Annotated in this window: 12 protein-coding genes and 4 tRNA genes; 11 read left to right on the top strand and 5 right to left on the bottom strand. The window is 34.3% G+C overall.

Annotated elements, in window-relative coordinates:
* Positions 1 to 198 precede the first annotated feature (198 nt).
* A complete protein-coding gene (locus B6C84_RS06385) occupies positions 199 to 1965 on the top strand; it encodes a DEAD/DEAH family ATP-dependent RNA helicase (protein ID WP_086354129.1) in 1767 nt (588 codons plus the stop codon).
* A gap of 50 nt (positions 1966 to 2015) precedes the next feature.
* Here the strand turns inward: B6C84_RS06385 and B6C84_RS06380 are convergent, their stop codons facing one another.
* On the bottom strand, positions 2016 to 3383 hold the full coding sequence (locus B6C84_RS06380) for an MFS transporter (protein ID WP_165755523.1): 1368 nt from the start codon (positions 3381 to 3383) through the stop codon (positions 2016 to 2018).
* Between the two features lie 181 nt (positions 3384 to 3564).
* Here B6C84_RS06380 and B6C84_RS06375 point away from each other — a divergent pair, with 181 nt between their 5' ends.
* Genes B6C84_RS06375 through recB form a run of 3 tightly spaced genes read left to right on the top strand, consistent with a single transcriptional unit; the run spans position 3565 to position 7788 of the window.
* On the top strand, positions 3565 to 3861 hold the full coding sequence (locus tag B6C84_RS06375) for a YfcZ/YiiS family protein (protein WP_086354127.1): 297 nt from the start codon (positions 3565 to 3567) through the stop codon (positions 3859 to 3861).
* A gap of 25 nt (positions 3862 to 3886) precedes the next feature.
* Positions 3887 to 4330, top strand: coding sequence for a phosphohistidine phosphatase SixA (gene sixA / locus B6C84_RS06370; RefSeq protein ID WP_217332131.1), 444 nt, complete (start codon positions 3887 to 3889; stop codon positions 4328 to 4330).
* On the top strand, positions 4309 to 7788 hold the full coding sequence (gene recB / locus B6C84_RS06365; protein ID WP_086354125.1) for an exodeoxyribonuclease V subunit beta: 3480 nt from the start codon (positions 4309 to 4311) through the stop codon (positions 7786 to 7788). The genes sixA and recB overlap by 22 nt, the downstream gene beginning before the upstream one ends.
* A gap of 196 nt (positions 7789 to 7984) precedes the next feature.
* Here the strand turns inward: recB and B6C84_RS06360 are convergent, their stop codons facing one another.
* On the bottom strand, positions 7985 to 8989 hold the full coding sequence (locus B6C84_RS06360) for a substrate-binding domain-containing protein (protein WP_086354124.1): 1005 nt from the start codon (positions 8987 to 8989) through the stop codon (positions 7985 to 7987).
* A 633-nt stretch (positions 8990 to 9622) separates the two neighbouring features.
* Here B6C84_RS06360 and B6C84_RS06355 point away from each other — a divergent pair.
* The 6 genes from B6C84_RS06355 to B6C84_RS06330 all read left to right on the top strand — a co-directional run bounded on the left by B6C84_RS06355 (position 9623) and on the right by B6C84_RS06330 (position 11957).
* Positions 9623 to 10237, top strand: a complete 615-nt coding sequence (locus tag B6C84_RS06355) for a TIGR04211 family SH3 domain-containing protein (RefSeq protein WP_065578593.1) — start codon at positions 9623 to 9625, stop codon at positions 10235 to 10237.
* Positions 10238 to 11335 carry a tRNA nucleotidyltransferase/poly(A) polymerase-related protein gene (locus B6C84_RS06350; RefSeq protein WP_086354123.1) on the top strand — a complete coding sequence of 366 codons (1098 nt, stop codon included), beginning with the start codon at positions 10238 to 10240 and terminating at the stop codon, positions 11333 to 11335. It begins immediately after the preceding gene.
* 117 nt (positions 11336 to 11452) lie between these two features.
* Positions 11453 to 11529 (top strand) — tRNA-Met (locus tag B6C84_RS06345).
* A 37-nt stretch (positions 11530 to 11566) separates the two neighbouring features.
* Positions 11567 to 11651, top strand: a tRNA-Leu gene (locus B6C84_RS06340).
* 26 nt (positions 11652 to 11677) lie between these two features.
* Positions 11678 to 11752: transfer RNA gene (locus tag B6C84_RS06335), tRNA-Gln, on the top strand.
* A 130-nt stretch (positions 11753 to 11882) separates the two neighbouring features.
* A tRNA-Gln gene (locus tag B6C84_RS06330) sits at positions 11883 to 11957 on the top strand.
* A gap of 266 nt (positions 11958 to 12223) precedes the next feature.
* On the opposite strand, the gene B6C84_RS06325 is transcribed toward B6C84_RS06330, so the two are convergent.
* The 3 genes from B6C84_RS06325 to B6C84_RS06315 form a co-directional block, all read right to left on the bottom strand.
* Complete coding sequence (locus B6C84_RS06325) at positions 12224 to 13636, bottom strand: hypothetical protein (protein WP_133052299.1); 1413 nt, start codon at positions 13634 to 13636, stop codon at positions 12224 to 12226.
* A 326-nt stretch (positions 13637 to 13962) separates the two neighbouring features.
* Positions 13963 to 14763 (bottom strand): YdgH/BhsA/McbA-like domain containing protein, encoded by an 801-nt coding sequence (locus tag B6C84_RS06320; RefSeq protein ID WP_065578596.1) that lies wholly within the window; start codon positions 14761 to 14763, stop codon positions 13963 to 13965.
* Between the two features lie 299 nt (positions 14764 to 15062).
* Positions 15063 to 15686 (bottom strand): NUDIX hydrolase, encoded by a 624-nt coding sequence (locus B6C84_RS06315; RefSeq protein WP_086354121.1) that lies wholly within the window; start codon positions 15684 to 15686, stop codon positions 15063 to 15065.
* 108 nt (positions 15687 to 15794) lie between these two features.
* On the opposite strand from B6C84_RS06315, the gene B6C84_RS06310 reads away from it, so the two are divergent.
* Positions 15795 to 18266 (top strand): class I adenylate cyclase, encoded by a 2472-nt coding sequence (locus tag B6C84_RS06310; RefSeq protein ID WP_086354120.1) that lies wholly within the window; start codon positions 15795 to 15797, stop codon positions 18264 to 18266.
* Positions 18267 to 18388 lie beyond the last annotated feature (122 nt).

The raw sequence follows: 18388 nt of genomic DNA, 5'->3' as shown, positions 1-18388 counted from the left end.
TATTGGCAGTTAGTTATTGGGGTGAGTTGTAAATTTTCAATTTAGTGAGCTGGCATAAATTTATATAGTGTTTTATTTAGGTAAGCTAATATTTTATGAGCAATATTGTAATCCTCATAAATTATCTTGATTAGTAATTATCAGGTGTGTTGCTAACTTAAAAGTAAGCCTATATATCCAATTTGCAAGCGAGTTTACATGACAACAGAAATATCTTTTATTGACCTTGGTTTATCTGAGGAAATCCTTAACGCATTAAATGATCTTGGTTTTACTAAACCATCGCCAATCCAAGCAGAATGTATTCCTTTACTTTTACAAGGGAACGATGTGTTGGGTATGGCACAAACTGGTAGTGGTAAAACTGCTGCTTTTTCCATTCCTTTTTTGATGAATATTGATGCTAATTTAAAAGCACCACAATTATTGGTTTTAGCACCAACTCGTGAATTGGCAATTCAAGTCGCTGATGCCTGTGCTGAATATGCAAAATATGTGAAAGGAGTAAAAGTTTTACCACTGTATGGTGGTCAACGTTATGACGTACAATTACGTGCATTAAAACAAGGTCCACAAATTGTAGTCGGTACTCCAGGTCGATTGTTAGATCATTTAAATCGTAAAACATTAGATCTTTCTAATCTTAAAGGATTAGTTTTAGATGAAGCCGACGAAATGTTAAGAATGGGCTTTATTGATGATGTTGAAAGTATTATGGCTACGATCCCAGAAGATCATCAAACAGCACTGTTTTCAGCAACAATGCCGGCACCAATTCGTCGTATTACTAAACGTTTTATGCATAATCCGAAAGAAGTGCAAATCAAAGGGACTAAGCAAACTGCACCAGATATCGATCAGAGTTATTGGTTAGTGCGCGGCATGCGTAAAAACGAAGCAATTGTACGCTTTTTAGAAGCTGAAGATTTTGATGCAGCAATTATTTTTGTTCGTACCAAAACCGCTACATTAGATGTCGCCGAAGTATTAGAAAAAAATGGTTATAGTTGTGCTGCTTTGAATGGTGATATGACTCAGCAACTTCGTGAGCAAACGCTTGATCGTTTACGTAATGGCCGATTAGATATCCTAATTGCAACTGATGTGGCTGCTCGAGGTTTAGATGTTGAGCGTATCAGTTTAGTTATTAACTATGATATCACTCTTGATTCGGAATCTTATGTTCACCGTATTGGGCGAACTGGTCGTGCAGGTCGTGCAGGACGAGCAATTTTATTCGTTGATAGTCGTGAACGTCGTTTACTTAAGAATATTGAACAAACAATTAAAAAGCCGATTCCTGAAGTAGCATTACCATCTAAAGAGTTGCTTGAAAAACGTCGTTTAGCGAAATTTACTCAGCAAGTTCAGCAACAATTAGAAAGTGCCGATTTAGATCAATATCAAGCGTTATTAGAGCAAATCCAAGCAGATAGTGGCGCAGATCTTGAAACGATTGCAACAGCATTATTGAGATTAGCTCAGAGTGATCGTCCGTTGATTCTTCCGCCTGATCCAGTATTTAAACCATCAAGAGAATTTCGTGATCGTGATAATCGAAATGGTGAACGTCGCTTACGTGGTGATAATCGTGAGTCACCAAAACGTCGTGAACGCCGAGATGTGGGTGAAATGGATATGTATCGCATCGAAATTGGTAAAGAAAACGGTGTTGAAGTGCGTCATATTGTTGGTGCAATTGCTAATGAAGCCGATATTAGTAGTCGCTATATTGGTAATATCAAACTTTATGAAACTTATTCAACCGTTGAGTTACCAAAAGGCATGCCGAAAGATATCCTTAAGCACTTTGAACGGGTTAGAGTACTTAATCAACCAATGAAAATGAGCTTGGTAGCAGGTAAGCCATCTGAAGCTAAACGTGGGCGTAAAAGTAGTAAACCAGAATCTAATGACAAAGGTTTTGCGAAAAAACGTGGCCGTCCTAGCGCACCTAAGTTCTAATATTTTTACGGTTTAATTCTTAAGAACCTCTGCCAAATGGCAGGGGTTTTTTATTGCTTATCTTTGAGATTATTACCAGCATTTTTTGGCAAGGTAATAAAGTCAATCATTGCTAACAAGGTCATTGCTGCTACCATTAATAGTGCTAATCTAAAATCTTCCACCATTAAACCAGTTTGGCTATGGCCATTATAGCTAGATGCAATAAATAAAAATAAAGCACTTAACACAATGCCGAGTACGTTATTTAGCTGCTGGAAAATGGTAGATAAAATATTAGCGCTCTGTATTTCTGTTTTATCAATTTCTGAAAAACTAAGCGTGGTGATGGTAGTAAATTGAATAGAACGAGCACCACCGGAAAAGAATAGCACTAATATAATCCAGATGATAGGTGTTTGTGGCGTGAAAAGGGCACATAACACAAAACTTGAAGATAATAACAATCCATTGATAATCAGAATTTTGCGGAAGCCAAACTTATGAATTAAAGGTGTATTTACTGTTTTAAGCAGAATATTTCCGGCAAACAATGATAGCAGTAGTGAACCAGCAGTTAACGGCGACCAACCAAAACCGACTTGAAACATTAGCGGTAAGATAAACGGAGCACTATTTAAGCCAATTCGTATTAATGAACCACCAAAAAAGGTCATTCTAAATGTACGTTTAGAAAAGGCATATAGACTAATTAATGGGTGTTGAGTATGAGCTAAATGATAGTAGGCAAAGATTAATATTAGGCTACCAACCAAAGATACTGTTACGCCTATCCAGAGACTACTATTTGAATGAGAAATCATTTCAAGCCCATAAACAAATAGTAAAAGGCCTAAACCACAGGTGATAAATCCAACACCGTCAAATGTACGTTTTTCAGGTAATTCTTTGGGTAATAATCGCTGAGCGAAAAATAGCGCGATAAAACCTAATGGGATATTAAGAAGAAATATCCAGTGCCATGTTAGATATTGAGCAAAGAAGCCACCAATAATCGGTCCCATTAATGGCGCAATTAAGCCTGGCCAAACTAAAATAGAAATAGTGCTGACTAAATGTTGTTTTTCCGTTCGACTTAATACCACCGTTCTGCCTACAGGCACCATTAATGATCCACCTAAACCTTGAATTAATCTTGCGATGGTAAACATGGTCAGATTAGTCGATATGGCACACAATATTGATGCTAACATAAATAAAACAATCGAAATCGAAAAGACTCGATAGGCGGTGAAACGGTTAGCGATCCAGCCACTGGCCGGTAAACCAATGGTAAGTGCTAGCATATAGGCACTAATCCCAATAGATAAATCTTGAGGATTGGTTAAAAATGATTTTGCCATAGCTGGAATTGCCGTGGTGATCACTGTAGCGTCTAGATTTTCCATGAAAAACGTTGCAGCGACTAAAATCGCCATTTTTCGGACGTGACTATTCTGTTGCATCATGTAATTTGATTGATTCGGAAAAATAACAATAAAACTTTAATATACGCCAAAAATTTGTGTTGTGGTAAAGGTTTTTAACATTTTGCCCTTAATAGTGATTAAGAGTATACTAATGCCATATTAATCGGTAAAACAGAGGTAGAGGTACACAATGACAGATTCTTTAAATAAATGTAAAGCTAACGAAACACCTGCATGTTGTTGCGTTGATGTAGGTACAATTATAGATAATGAAGATTGTAGTGCAGAATATGAGCATGTTTTTACATCTGAATCAGAAGCAAATGCCAAATTAGCTAAATTAACTCAAGCTGCAAAAGCTGTTGAAACAGAGCCTTGTGAAATTAACAGCAGCATCGATAAAGTTGAAAATGGTTATAAATTAACAGCTAAATTTACTTTCTGCTGTGGCGCTGAATGTATGATTTTCCAATTGAAATTACGTTAATCATTCTTTTATGAAAGTTTGTATTATGAGACATGGTGAGGCAGGTTTTGCTGCTTCATCTGATGCAAGTCGTACTTTAACTGATTATGGTTTAAAACAAGCTTGTCAGGCTGGACTATGGCTTAATCAACAAAATTTTAAATTTGATTTAGGGTTAGTCAGTCCTTATTTAAGAGCCCAACAGACTTTCACTGAATTATCCTCACACTGCCGAGTTTCTCAATTCGAAACTGATAATCTTTTGGTGCCTGGCGGTAGCCCTTCTCATATTGCTGATTTATTAATGACACTACCCGATCGTGGTATCGAAAATGTGATTATTGTTTCGCATCTACCTCTAGTTGGTTATTTGGTTAATGAGTTATGTCCAGATGTTTCACCACCAATGTTTCCTACAGCTGCTATTGCTTGTGTTGATTTATTCGCTAATACGGCAGGAAAGCTAGAATGGTTTCATGTAGTGAAATAAAAAAGCTTAATTTATTTGATTTACCTTTAACTGGTCGAACGCTAATCGAAGCGTCAGCAGGAACGGGTAAAACCTATTCGCTCGCATTTATTTACCTGCGGTTATTATTAGGTATCGGGGAAAACAGTTACCCCATACCTCTTGATGTTAATCAGATTTTAGTGGTGACCTTTACTAAGGCCGCTACTCAAGAACTGCGATCTCGTATCAGGCAAAATATTCAAGAATTACGATTAGGGTTGTTACAAGGTCATCATGATGATCCAATTTATCAACAATTAATTGATTTAGTTGATGATAGCAACCAAGCAATACAGAAATTAACCCAAGCTCAACAATCAATGGATGATGCGGCGATTTATACGATTCATGGTTTTTGTCAACGTATATTGACTAGTCATGCTTTCGAATCAGGTGTACTGTTTGAACAAACATTGATAACAGATGAACAAGATCTAAAGTTACAAGTTGTGCAAGATTTTTGGCGTAACTATTTTGTTCCTCTCGATAAAGCATTAGCCTACCTGATTCTTGACTATTGGCAGGATCCAGAAACATTGCTATCTGATATCAGACCTTATTTAAATTTTGAATTTGATGAGAAATCAGAAGAGAGTGTTGATATCACCGAAAAAATCCGGCACTTCCATCAAAAACATGTTGAGCAGATCGATCAGGTTAAAAAACAGTGGTTAGATGCTGCTAGTGATCTTCCAGAGATCATTGCACAATCAGGTATTAATAAACAATCCTATAGTAGCCGTTATTTACCGAATTGGTTGGCTAAAGTTACGAGTTGGGCCCAGTTGCCAACGCGATCGTTTAAATTACCGAGTGAGTTAACTAAATTTAGTCAATCGATTTTAAACGAAAAAACCAAGCAAGGTAAAAATCCTCCGCGTCATGCCGTTTTTGAGAATATTGAAGCGTTATGTAATAGTTCTATTGATTTACGTGGCGAAGTTCTAATGGATATCGTTAGAATCATTCAAAAGCGTATTTATATTCAGAAGGTAAAACGTGGTGAAATGAGTTTTGATGATCTCTTAAGCCAGTTGAGCCGAGCTTTGCGCGCTAGAAATGGAAATCGATTAGCTGAGAGTATTGCGAAAAAATACTGTGTAGCGCTGATTGATGAATTTCAAGATACCGATCCGGTGCAGTATAAAATTTTTGATCGTATCTATAATCGTTATCCGAAAGAGACTGGGTTACTGTTTATTGGAGATCCTAAACAAGCGATTTATAGCTTCCGTGGTGCAGATATTTTTACTTATCTAAAAGCAAAATCATCAACTGGTGAAAATAATTTTACTATGCAGGTTAACCACCGTTCTTCATCATTGATGGTGAATGCAGTTAATTCGTTATTTAATCATCATGATAATCCGTTTATTTTTGAAAATATTCCATTTTTACCAATGGAAAGTGCCGAACGTAATCAACAAAAAGGTTTGATTATCAATAATCAAGAGGTTAATGCTTTAGCGGCATACTTATTACCTGATGAAGTTAGCACAAAAACCGATTATCAAGAGCATATCGCCAACTGTTGTGCCAAGCAGATTGTGACGTGGTTGATGGATCCGACCATTTTATTGAAGGATAAAGATGGTCAACGACCAATTACAACTGCTGATATTGCCATTTTAGTCCGTACCGGATACGAAGCAGAGATCATCCAACAAAAGTTAACCAGTGTTGGGGTTAAAAGCGTTTATTTATCTAATCGCAGTAGTGTCTTTCTAGCTAAAGAGGCACAGGAGGTCTTGTGTTTGTTACAAGCAGTGCTTATGCCAGAAAATGAAACCGCTTTGCGCTTAGCTTTAATGACGACACTGTTAGGACAAACCATGACTGAACTTGAGCAAATAACTGATGATCAAGATAAATGGGAAGGTTTGATAGAGGAGTTTAAGCAATATCAGATTATCTGGCAATATTATGGTGTGTTAGTCATGTTGCGCCGGATGATGAAAAAACGTCAGTTAGCTGAAAATATATTAGCTAGCCCAAATGGTGAACGGACTTTAACTAATTTGATGCATCTAGGTGAGCTATTGCAAGAAGCTGCCGACGAACTTGATAGTCCACATGCTTTGGTTCGTTGGTTATCAAGACAAATTGTCAGTCCTGATGCAAATTTAGAAAATCATGAGCAACGATTAGAAAGTGATGAAAATTTAGTAAAAATTATTACTATTCATAAATCTAAAGGTTTAGAGTTTCCTATTGTTTGGTTACCATTTGCAGCTCAATTTCGAAATTCAGATAGTCAGTTTTATCATGACAAAAATAATGACTATCAACCAACTTATGCTTGGCTATTAACCGATGAAATAAAACAACAGATTGAAGATGAACGTTTAGCCGAAGATTTACGTTTACTTTATGTTGCTATGACACGTTCAATCTTTCATTGTAGTGTTGGCTTAGCATCATTAAAAAACAGTCAATCAGCGATTGATTATTTATTAAAAGGTGACTTGCGTTCAATTGCTAAATTTGCTGATTTGGTTGAATTACAATTACCTATTTTAGGTGAGCAGTTTAATGCTGAATTAGCCGCCAATCTTTCACTTACCGCCAATGTATTTAAACGTAAATTATCTAATAGTTGGCGTGTAACCAGTTATACCGAATTACAAAAACATAATAATATGGTTGGTCTTAATTCAACTATGCTTAGTGATTGGCGTGAAAATAATCTCGAATCCGCCGATTCATTATCAACTGAAGAGCAATATGATATCCATCATTTTCCAAAAGGTGCATACGTTGGTACATTGTTGCATTCCATTATGGAAAATTTAACGCCAACTAATGCCGAGGATTTGTGCGCTAGTACGATTAAAAAATTGAGTTTACCACCGTATTGGTTAACAGTGCTAAGTGATTGGTTACAACAGGTTTTAGCAACGAAACTAAATAAAAGACAAGATCAAGATGGGCCGTTATTAGCCGATGTTTTAAATAGCCAATGTATTAATGAATTACAATTTTATTTTCCCATTCGCAGTGCTGTGACCAGTAAGCAATTAGATAGTTTATGTAAAGAGTATGATGATTTATCCAAACAATGTCCTCCTTTAGATTTTGAAACTGTACAAGGCATGTTAAAAGGATTTATCGATTTAGTGTTTGAGTACCAGGGTAAATATTATATTGTAGATTATAAATCAAATTGGTTAGGTGATGGGGTAGAGGCTTATACCGAGTCAGCATTAAATCAAGTTATGTGTGAGCATCGTTATGAGCTGCAGTATCAAATTTATTGCTTAGCCCTGCATCGATTTTTACGCAGCCGTTTAGCAGATTATCGATATGAAACGCATTTTGGTGGTGTTTATTATCTATTTTTACGGGGACTTCCTAAACAAGGGATCTTTTATCATCTACCAAAGCAACAGTTTATAGAGAAACTCGATAAATTATTTGATGGGAAAGATTTAACTTAATCAACTAGGCACAAATACTTGTGATTTTGCGATATCTGGACAACATAATGGCAAAGAAAATCAAATTAGTTTTGGTGTGCAAACTGAAGTTTGGCTTTAGGTAGTCTTATCTGGATAAATAGGTCAATGTCGAAAACTGTTATTATAAAGTTTTCGACATTTCCTAGCGCCTTGTTCGTTTTAAACTTAATCTTAATTAGCGAATATTATTAACGGAGTATCGTTTAGTTAACGTTGGAATAAATACATTGATTAAGTTAGCTGGCGGAGGTTCTCCTTTTGCTAATTGTAATGCAAGTTCAGCTGCTTGTTCGGCCATTGTGTGTAATGGATAACGAATAGTTGTTAGCTTTGGATGTAAATATCGAGCAATTAAAAGATCATCAAAGCCAATGATCGAAATATCATCCGGAATTTTTATATCATTATCGTATAATACTGACATAGCACCAGCAGCCATTGAATCATTGTAACAGGAAATCGCCGTAATTTGTCGATTTCGTTCTAAAAGAGACATCATTGCTTGTTCTCCTCCTTCTTCATTAGGAGAACCGAAGGCAATAAAATTATCATTAATATCAATGTGATGCTCGATTAATGCATCTTTATAGCCTTGTAATCTATCTGCTGAGTCAGAGATGCTGTGATTGGAACATAAATATCCAATATTAGTATGACCATGCTGAATTAAATGTTTAACGGCTAGGTAGGAACCATAACGACTATCAAGAGCAATACAGCGTTTTTCAAAACCTTCCAATATTCGATTAATTAGAACCATACCAGGAATTTGCTGCATCAGCTTTATTAATTGATCATCCGCTAGCATTTTTGCATGCACGACTAAAGAAGAACAACGATGTTCTATAAGATTGGTTATAGCATTATATTCTTGTTTTTTATTGTGGTAACCATTGCCAATCAGCAAAAAATGACCGTTTTTCGCTGCAACTTTTTCAACAGTACTAATCATCGCGCCAGAAAATGGATCGGATAGGTCTGCTACCACGATGCCAATAGTATTAGAGTTTTGTTGGGATAAAGCTCGGGCGTTAGCATCAGGATAATAATTTAATTTTTCCATGGATTTTTTTACTGTTTCACGTGTTTTATTACTGACATTGTCAGCGTTATTAATCACCCGTGATACCGTTGCAACGGAAACTTTTGCTAACTTTGCAACATCTTTGATTGTCGCCATAAAAAATCCTTTTAACTTTTTTTAACTTATTGCCAATATAGAGTTTTCAAATTATCGATTGATTAGAATAAATAGCTCGTAAATTGGCTGAAAACCTAAGATTCAAATATTACGATTACATTTGCTATTGTTATTGCCCGTAATATTCTGAATATCTACTTAACTGGTTATAATAGAACAAAATTTTTAGTTTGCCAATAAGCTCATTTTTATATGAATTGTTTCAATAAAAAATATATTAATGTAGAAGATTGAAAATGCTAAGCTGTTAAATTGAATGAAAAAAGTAAATATTTTAGTTTGTTATTACGTCTATTAACATGGTTTAACTGGGTTTGGTTCTAGTAATAGTAAATAAATATTTATTAACCAATGGTGTTGGATAATAAATTGCATAGCATAATTATTGACTATTAACTTTATATTTTGCTGAGTCCTAAATAATGTGATGATTTTTTTTATTTATTCACATCATTGGATTATTGTTTTTTGATTTATATTTTAATGAATGTAATCGGTTTCATTTATTGTTAATAAAATTTGAGATTATCAAATTTTTATTATAAATGGTTGTGCGAAAAGGCTACTTTTTGTGTTATCATGTTTTTATTGTGGGTAAAAATTTAAAATATCATGAAAAAACAGAATATTATTACTTTACTTTCTTTTATTGCTGTAGCTTTTAGTGCAAATGCAGTTGATAAATATGTTACTGAAAATGTTGATATTTATCTACGCCGAGGCCCTAGCTCTCAATATGCTTATTCAAACGCAGTTAAAGCCGGTCAAAAAGTAATTGAACTTGAAAAAAGTGCTGATGGTAAATATACACGAATACAGCTTCCTAATGGTAGTTCAGCTTGGATTGAGTCTAATAAATTAAAAGATCAACCTAGTTTTAAAGAACTTGTGCCATTATTAGAAGCACAACTTGCTGAGTATAAAGATAAAGTTGATAATGCAGAAAAAAATCAACAAAATGCCATCCAAGATTATGCCGAAAAACTACAAAAAGCTGAACAATCGATTGAAAGCTTACAAGCTAAGAATAATGAGTTAGAACAACTTAATAAACAGCAAGAGATGAAGCTTGAGTCTATGTTAAATCAAGTTGATGATAAGCGCCGTGATCTGATTGTAACTTGGTTTACTTATGGTGGATTAGTTGCTGGTGGTGGTTTTCTTCTTGGTCTTATTTTGCCGGCTATTATGCCTGGTCGTCGTAAAAAAGATCGTTGGATGCGTTAAATGAGTAAAATCTATCTTGTTGGCGGTTCAGTTAGAGATAGATTGTTACATCTACCTGTTGTTGATCGAGACTGGGTTGTGGTTGGTGCAACCCCAGATGAACTTTTAGCATTAGGTTATCAACAGGTTGGTAAAGATTTTCCTGTTTTTTTACATCCCAAAACTAAAGAAGAGTATGCTCTAGCTCGAACAGAGCGGAAATCAGGTAAAGGCTATACAGGCTTTATTTGTGACTTTAGTAAAGATATTACTTTAGAGCAAGATCTTATTCGACGAGATCTTACTATAAATGCGATTGCCATGGATCAAGAAGGCAATATAGTCGATCCTTATCATGGTGTTAATGATATTAAGCTTAAATTATTACGCCATGTTTCTCCTGCATTCAGAGAAGATCCCCTACGAGTTTTGCGAGTGGCCCGTTTCGCTGCCCGTTATCACCATTTAGGTTTCAGAATTGTTGCTGAAACGAATAATTTAATGAAAGAGATGGTCTCTGCTGGTGAAATAAATACCCTTACAGCAGAACGGGTATGGAAAGAGACTGAAAAGGCGCTAGCGACCGAGGATCCGCAAGTTTATTTTCAAGTACTGGAACAATGTGGTGCTTTAGCATTATTATTTCCATCACTCAAACTTTCCAGCACTATTACTGATGCATTAAAAAAATCGACTTTATTGACTGATGATCTGACCGTGCGCTTTGCAGTCTTGTGTGGTGAGTTTGTATCCAAAACTGAGCTAGAAAAACTTTGTTTACAAATTAAAGCCCCTAATCAATATACGAAATTAGCAATTATGGTGCAGCAATTTCATAATAGTGTTACTAACGTGATACAATTAACTGCGGAACAAATTATCGAATTGTTCAATAAAATAGATGTATGGCGCAACCCAGCCCATCTTAATCAATTGATAATTGCTAGCCAATCTTATGCTAAAACGGAATTATTTCCTCAAGCTCAATACCTTGAACAAGCATATAAATTAGCTCAAGCAGTCGATGTTCAAAATATAATTGCCGAAGGTTATACTGGAAAGTTAATTCATAATGAGTTACAAAAAAGGCGAATTGAAGTGATATTAAACGGTATTTGATTGCATCTTAATCAATCGTCACTTTTTTTTAAAATATCTAAAAAAAAGGGTTGACGATTTGCCGTAACACAAGCATAATGCGCCTCGCAGTGTTGGTTATGACGTTGCGAATGAAATGGCTACGTAGCTCAGCTGGTTAGAGCACATCACTCATAATGATGGGGTCACAGGTTCGAATCCCGTCGTAGCCACCATTAAGATTAGTTTGTACTTTTACCGAAAGTATACAGTGCGGGTGTGGCGAAATTGGTAGACGCACCAGATTTAGGTTCTGGCGCCGCAAGGTGTGTGAGTTCAAGTCTCTCCACCCGCACCATTTTAATCTTAATGTCTATCCTTTATTGGGGTATAGCCAAGCGGTAAGGCAGCGGGTTTTGATCCCGCCACGCCCAGGTTCGAATCCTGGTACCCCAGCCATTCCAATCTGCTCATATTTTTATATCCGACTTTTTAGTCTATTTTTATATTGGAACTTTGCCACTATAATCAATTCTATAAAAATATGCGGAATTAGTATATTTATCAGATATCTAATCTCCATTCATATTGGGGTATAGCCAAGCGGTAAGGCAGCGGGTTTTGATCCCGCCATGCCCAGGTTCGAATCCTGGTACCCCAGCCATTTAATTTTCAAACATTATCTATGTATCACTCTTTTGAGTGAATTGATTAATGTCAATTGATAGTCATAGTTGAAAAATCAGCCACTAGTTATTTTTTGGATTAAGTTTATTTATCTTATTTAATATATAAATGATGAGTTGCTTTTAACAGTAAATACTAAAGTGGATTATCTGCTTTTTAAAAGCGAAATTAAAATTATTTTAACTATAATAACAATGAAAATTGCGTTATATCATCTTATAACGCAATTTATGAATAAATTTTCTATTTCAGCACACAAACAAAATATAATTCATTATCTTTCAACTGCCATTCAATAGCCCCTTTTGTTGAACCTACTGCATATTGGTTATTACTATCTCTTTCGTCTGAAGTCCAATATAAATGTCCTCTAGGAAAATGGTTACCGGGATAAGTGTGATGATAATAGTTTTCTTCGTTAGTTACATCACCCCATTCAGCTAAAAGATTGTTTCCAACCTGACGATAATAGTGATTTGTTGTAATGGCTAGACAATTATCTGAGTTATTATCAGATTGGCAAGCACCACCACTAGTTATAAGACCTTGGTCACTGTTGGTTAAATCTTCAATAGATGGAACGATATAGTTTCCCTGACAAACACTTCTACTTTGATTATAAGGATAAAAATCTTGGCTGGGTGCGGAGAACCATTTCTTAATAGTAAACGAATAAATATCTTCACCGTTGGATTTTATAGAAAATGTAGGATTTGCTTCAGTGGCTTCTCCTAGCAATTTAATTTGAACAGCCGTGTTAGCTAGGTGGCTATCTACATCATTATCACTAATTGTATTTACTTGAACATTTACTCCTTTTGAACTATTTGATGATGTTATTGTCGATAAATCAAAAGGTGCACCAGCTATAAACATGAGAAATCGTGCTTGATCAAATCCAGTAGTTGGAAAACCACCAGCACTGACTTTATTGACGAAGCCAGAATCAACTATGTATTGATTGTTATCACCCCAAGTTAAATGAGCCCAGTCACCAGTGTAATCTCGATTTTCGAAAGGGAATGAATATACAATTGATGGTCGATTTGCACAAACTGTAGGTTTGATCGCATTGTAAATCAAAAAGTCACTTTTAGGCGTCGAATAAATTGTATAATTTGGCATGCCATATTCAGAAACTAAAGCGATAGTGCCTGAAATTCTGATATATGGGTTCCACCCCAACCGTGCTAGCTCACAAAAGGTTCTATTTCTATCTGGCTCCAATAACAAATAGGATATATTGGCAGCTCGATAGAACCAATCTATTTTAAAACCGCCATCAGGTGGGGTTATTGTAGTTATAACATCGCCGTCATCATCAGAGACGTTCTGGCTATCAATTGGATTAGTAGGTGAAAATGGCATTATTATAGGTTCAAAACCATAATCAGACTTTAACATAGTTAACAATTGATTTGGTGTGGTTGTATTAGGATCAACTTGAGGGAAATTTATGGACTTTATTGTGTCGTTTAAACTATTTAACTCAGAGTTTATTGTAGTTTGTAATTTTACTCCAAAATAATGAAAGTTTTGTTGATTATATTCTCGAGAACCATTTATGCCTATCGCATCTGGGTTAGTAAAATAGGGAGCGGAACCATGAATAACCTCTACTGTTTTTGTATCCAATGCCAAAGCTAAACCGTTCATTAAAAATACTGAAATTAAAAAGAATATGATAAATCGTGTTAAGCATTGAAATTGAGAAAACAGTATAAATTTAAATCCTTTCAATAACATCATCTTACCTTACCTTTTAATTCTTAAATTTAAATAAAAAAGATACATTTATTGTGTTTAAATTATGCTGATACTTATTACTAAAAACTTAAATCGTGAAAAGCTTAATTCTTGGATAAAAATCTTTTTTATGAATTGCATTGTTAGGTAGAGCTTGAAACTAAAAGTTAATTTTTGTAAAAAATCCATGTGTAAAAATATGATATTTAACACATGGATAATTATGTAGTGGATCGTTATTTATATAAATTTACATAAACTGTTTGAGCGGTGCCGGCACGATTGGCAGAGACTTCTTTGACATAATAGAAATTAGCATCATTAGCGATAGCATATTTTTGTGCAGCAGCACTAATTTCGCTAGTATTATTAAATGTGCCATGGAAAACAATAGTTTGATAAGGTTTCATCACTTTGAAAGCATCACTAGTGATTTCATAAGCATCTTGACCTGCAATAGCTTTAGAGATAATAAAGTCACGGACTGGCGCATCTTTTTTAAATAAAGCAACATCAATTTCCTGCTCATTATTTTTAACATCATCGGCAGTAATTGAATACACATAAAATGCATAAGCATTTTTTTCTGCTGCTAATTTACTTGCTGAATCCATTATTTCAGAGGTATTGTTATAGTTACCTTTGTATTTAACTATTTCAAATGGTAAATAATAAAGTGCTTTAGAGCGAGGATAAAGCACAATACCATTATGGGTAGCTTCATCTTTGCTGACAGCAATTGGCGCATTTGATAAATAAATATCAGCATAAACAACAGCACGATCGGTTGAAGTACCAGTAGCTGGTTGTTCAATACCAGTGATATGATAATATTTTGCTCCAGCTTCATCAGCAGCTTTAGATATATCATCTGCTGCATTTTGTGCTTGTAAATAGCTACCAGTTACTGAAATTTCTTTATAAGGAATGAGGTTATTACTTTCTTCTGCTGTTAATGGTAATGCCGCATAAATATTGGCAACAGGTAGAGATAATAGTAAAGCTAATGCAATAGATGATTTATTAAAACGTTTCATAATAATGTCCTTCATATTTATGTTATAAAAATTAAAAAACAATTTGTAACGCTTATTCTATGGGGGTATTGCATGAGAGTTTTGAAAAACGAATAACGCTCTCGAAATAAATCTTTTACTAATTCTTTCAGACAGCTAGATAAAACAGGGTAGAAATGATAGAAATGAGAAACAACCGATTAATAGTATATATTAATCAAAATATTTGTGTAGGTACCACTTAGTTTTTTTTGAAAAAATTTTTCTTAAAGCATTTTATGTTAAAGTCAGAACTGAAGCATATTTAATTTAACTGTAATTTATAATTGAGTATTACTTTTGATGGTACTTATAAAACTATTAATAATTTGTGCAGTCAATCCCCAAATAACAAAATTATCATATTGATAAAAATGAACATCATGTTGCGACTTTTGTTGCCAATTTGCGCTTCGATTAGGTACCAATTCAAATGGAAAATTGTCATCAGGCTTAAAACCGACTAACATGTTAGCTTGTTTCGGTTGATGGTTAATAAACCATTCAAGTGGAACCGTAAAAACAGATTCAACTTCATCTTGATTAAGTAGCAAGTTATCTAAAGATTCGATTTTTGCGACAAATGGATAAATCATCATACCTAATGAAGCAATAAATTTCGGCAATTGCCCCAAAATAGTTATTTGATCAATAGGAATGCCTAATTCTTCAAAGGTTTCACGTTTAGCTGTATATTCAGGGCTATCATCAGTTACTTCAACTCGACCACCAGGAAAGCAAATATCACCGGGTTGCCATTTGAGTTGCTTTGAACGTACTTGAAAAAGTAGGTGTAATTGATTTTTGATAGAGATAATGGGTATTAATACTGCTGCTTTATTAATGGTGTGAAATTGTTTTTTGGTTTTTTTTAAAGATTGTGATATTTTTTTGATTGTGGTCATAATATTTATTTCGTTTTATTTTTAGGTTTACATTCTTTTTACGTTATAATATAAAATTATTGGAGAAATTGTTCGTCAATAGTACATCTGTTTCACCTGAATAATACTATGCAATACGATATTAATAACATAAAAAAAGAACTTGATGATCTTGCTATTCTGAAACATGAGCGAGCTCGAAGTGGAATGCCTTTGGAATTCCAACGAGTTTTTACCTTGTTACCAGTGCTTTTTCATTTTCATCATCCAGATCTTCCCGGTTATCAAAATATAGATACCCCATCAGGTATTGCATACTATCAACCTTCAAATGAGATTATTGAACAACTACAACATTGTTTCAATTTTAAGAGCGCTACACAGACAAAATATTCTGACATATCTGCACTATATTCAATGGGGAGTACCTGCTCTATAGGACAGGCGGTTACCTCTGATCTTGATATATGGGTTTGTATCGAAAATAATTTATCTACAGTTAAAAAGCAAGCTTTAATAACGAAGTGTCGATTGATTGAAGAGTGGGCTGAGGAACTAGGTGTAAAACTTACATTATTTGTCGTTGATGTCGATCGATTTATCAACCAACATCATGAATGTTTGATGGGTGAAAACTGTGGTTCAGCACAACATATTTTATTGCTGGAAGAGTTCTATCGTTCCGCCAATCTTTTAGCTGGTAAACGACTACTATGGTTTGCAGTTCCAGCTGATTTTACTATTAATGATGTTACTTACCCAACTTATGAAAAATGTGTTCAAGCATTAGTGGTCGCTAATATAATCAAACGTGAAGAATGGATCGATTTTGGACCACTCACAGGATTGTCTGCTGAAGAGTATTTTGGTGCAAGTTTATGGCAACTCTATAAAAGTATTGATTCGCCATTTAAAGCTGTATTAAAAACATTACTACTTGAAGCTTATTCTTCAATCTATCCTGAAAATAGACCAATTGCTTATGAAATGCGCGAGTATATTCAAAAAGGTGAAATTCACGTTCATCATTATCTTGATTCATACTCTATGTTATTAGATCGGATTTCTAATTATCTAATTGAAATTAGAGATTTTCAACGTCTTGAATTGGTAAGGCATTGTTTTTATTTAAAAGTAAATGAAAAATTATCAGATAATGATCAGCCATTGTTATGGCGTCGAAAAATATTAAATGAATTAGTACAACAATGGGGATGGACGCATAAGTTATTGGTAAAATTGGACGCCAGTAAAACATGGAAAATAGAACAAGTACGTGAAATACACGAAATATTGCTCCATACCATGATGACAGGTTATCGTAATTTACTCAATTTTGGTCGTCGTAATAACTTAGATTCACTTATTAGTCCACAAGACTTGGCTATACTGACTCGTAAATTATATGCCTCTTTTGAAGTTTTACCGGGTAAAATTTCAACATTAAAACTTAATATTTCAGATAATCTGCAAGAAGATGTATTAACTTTTATTCATGTCAAAGAAGATCGTATCAATCGAGCTGGTTGGTATGTTTACAATCAAACACCTAAACTAAATTCTATTATTGGTCACCAATACTTAGAATATAGTAAATACTTGGTTAAATTAGTTGGTTGGTGTTACTTTAATGGTTTAATTTCTGATTCGACCAATTTTTATTATTACGATGGTGATGAGCGAGATAATCAAAAAATAACCAAGCTCATCGAAGATCTGAAAAATTATTTTCCGATAGATGTACCTGCCGCAACTGAAGAACAGTTATATGGGCCTTGTGAAATACGCCATTTGGCGATTATCTTGAATTTAGAAGATGATCCAACTATTAATTTAGAACTTGAGGATGAAATTAGTACTAATGTTTTAAATTATGGCAAGCAAGAGTTAAGTTTAGTTGGTTCTATAGATTTACTTTATCGTAACTCATGGAATGAAATTCGGGTATTACATTTTAGTGGTTCTTTATGTGTGCTGGAAGCCATAAAAGCGTTACTTAATCGTATGCATAAAGATGCTGATTTACCTAATTCGGTCGAAATTTTTTGTTATAGTAAACATCTTAGTCATGAAGTCTGTAAACAAATGAAAAAACTGATGGATGACTGTGTTGATTTACGATTGACGACTACTAAAAATAACTTAACCCAAGTCAAACCACTTAGAATAGATGGTGCTTCATGGTATCTATTTTTTGAACGATTTGGCGTTTCATTTCATCAATTCGAAAATGCTATTGATTTTTATGGAGCGGTATCGAATAATAAAGTTCAAGGTAGGCCGTTAAATATCTTAGATGAAAGTAATGAATTACCTAAAGAGATAGATAGCGTCGCTTATGAAGGTATTATTCAATTCTTCTTTGAAGATACTACTACAGGATTTGATTTATATATTTTAAATGAACATAATCAAATAGAAATATACCGTAATTGTAATGGTACTAAAGAAAATATGGTTAAAGATATCAATGATTTTTATGTATTATCTGATGACCGTTTTACTTTCACTACCAGTAGTTCAGTTAATTTTAATTTACCGCAATTTTATCAAATCACATATAACGATGCGGGCGAGCGCGAAATCTTCTTATTGAATTAATTATCTAAAAAATTTTTTATCTAAAAATTTAATAAAATCATTGTCTTTTAGTATATAAATAATTAAAAATGAAAATGATTGATTAAAAAAATGAAATTTCTATTAAAATAATGGGAACTTTT

The organism is Gilliamella apis (assembly GCF_002142155.1).
GTDB classification, from domain to species: Bacteria; Pseudomonadota; Gammaproteobacteria; order Enterobacterales; family Orbaceae; genus Gilliamella; species Gilliamella apis.
Note: the sequence above shows the minus strand (reverse complement) of the source record. Positions and strands in the feature narration are given on the sequence as shown.

What these genes read in the sequence shown, in the direction of transcription:
- B6C84_RS06385 (WP_086354129.1), top strand. Translation starts at nt 199, where the DNA reads ATGACAACAGAAATATCTTTTATTGACCTTGGTTTATCTGAGGAAATC.
- B6C84_RS06380 (WP_165755523.1), bottom strand. Translation starts at nt 3,383, where the DNA reads ATGGCGATTTTAGTCGCTGCAACGTTTTTCATGGAAAATCTAGACGCT.
- B6C84_RS06375 (WP_086354127.1), top strand. Translation starts at nt 3,565, where the DNA reads ATGACAGATTCTTTAAATAAATGTAAAGCTAACGAAACACCTGCATGT.
- sixA (WP_217332131.1), top strand. Translation starts at nt 3,887, where the DNA reads ATGAGACATGGTGAGGCAGGTTTTGCTGCTTCATCTGATGCAAGTCGT.
- recB (WP_086354125.1), top strand. Translation starts at nt 4,309, where the DNA reads ATGGTTTCATGTAGTGAAATAAAAAAGCTTAATTTATTTGATTTACCT.
- B6C84_RS06360 (WP_086354124.1), bottom strand. Translation starts at nt 8,989, where the DNA reads ATGGCGACAATCAAAGATGTTGCAAAGTTAGCAAAAGTTTCCGTTGCA.
- B6C84_RS06355 (WP_065578593.1), top strand. Translation starts at nt 9,623, where the DNA reads ATGAAAAAACAGAATATTATTACTTTACTTTCTTTTATTGCTGTAGCT.
- B6C84_RS06350 (WP_086354123.1), top strand. Translation starts at nt 10,238, where the DNA reads ATGAGTAAAATCTATCTTGTTGGCGGTTCAGTTAGAGATAGATTGTTA.
- B6C84_RS06325 (WP_133052299.1), bottom strand. Translation starts at nt 13,636, where the DNA reads ATGAACGGTTTAGCTTTGGCATTGGATACAAAAACAGTAGAGGTTATT.
- B6C84_RS06320 (WP_065578596.1), bottom strand. Translation starts at nt 14,763, where the DNA reads ATGAAACGTTTTAATAAATCATCTATTGCATTAGCTTTACTATTATCT.
- B6C84_RS06315 (WP_086354121.1), bottom strand. Translation starts at nt 15,686, where the DNA reads ATGACCACAATCAAAAAAATATCACAATCTTTAAAAAAAACCAAAAAA.
- B6C84_RS06310 (WP_086354120.1), top strand. Translation starts at nt 15,795, where the DNA reads ATGCAATACGATATTAATAACATAAAAAAAGAACTTGATGATCTTGCT.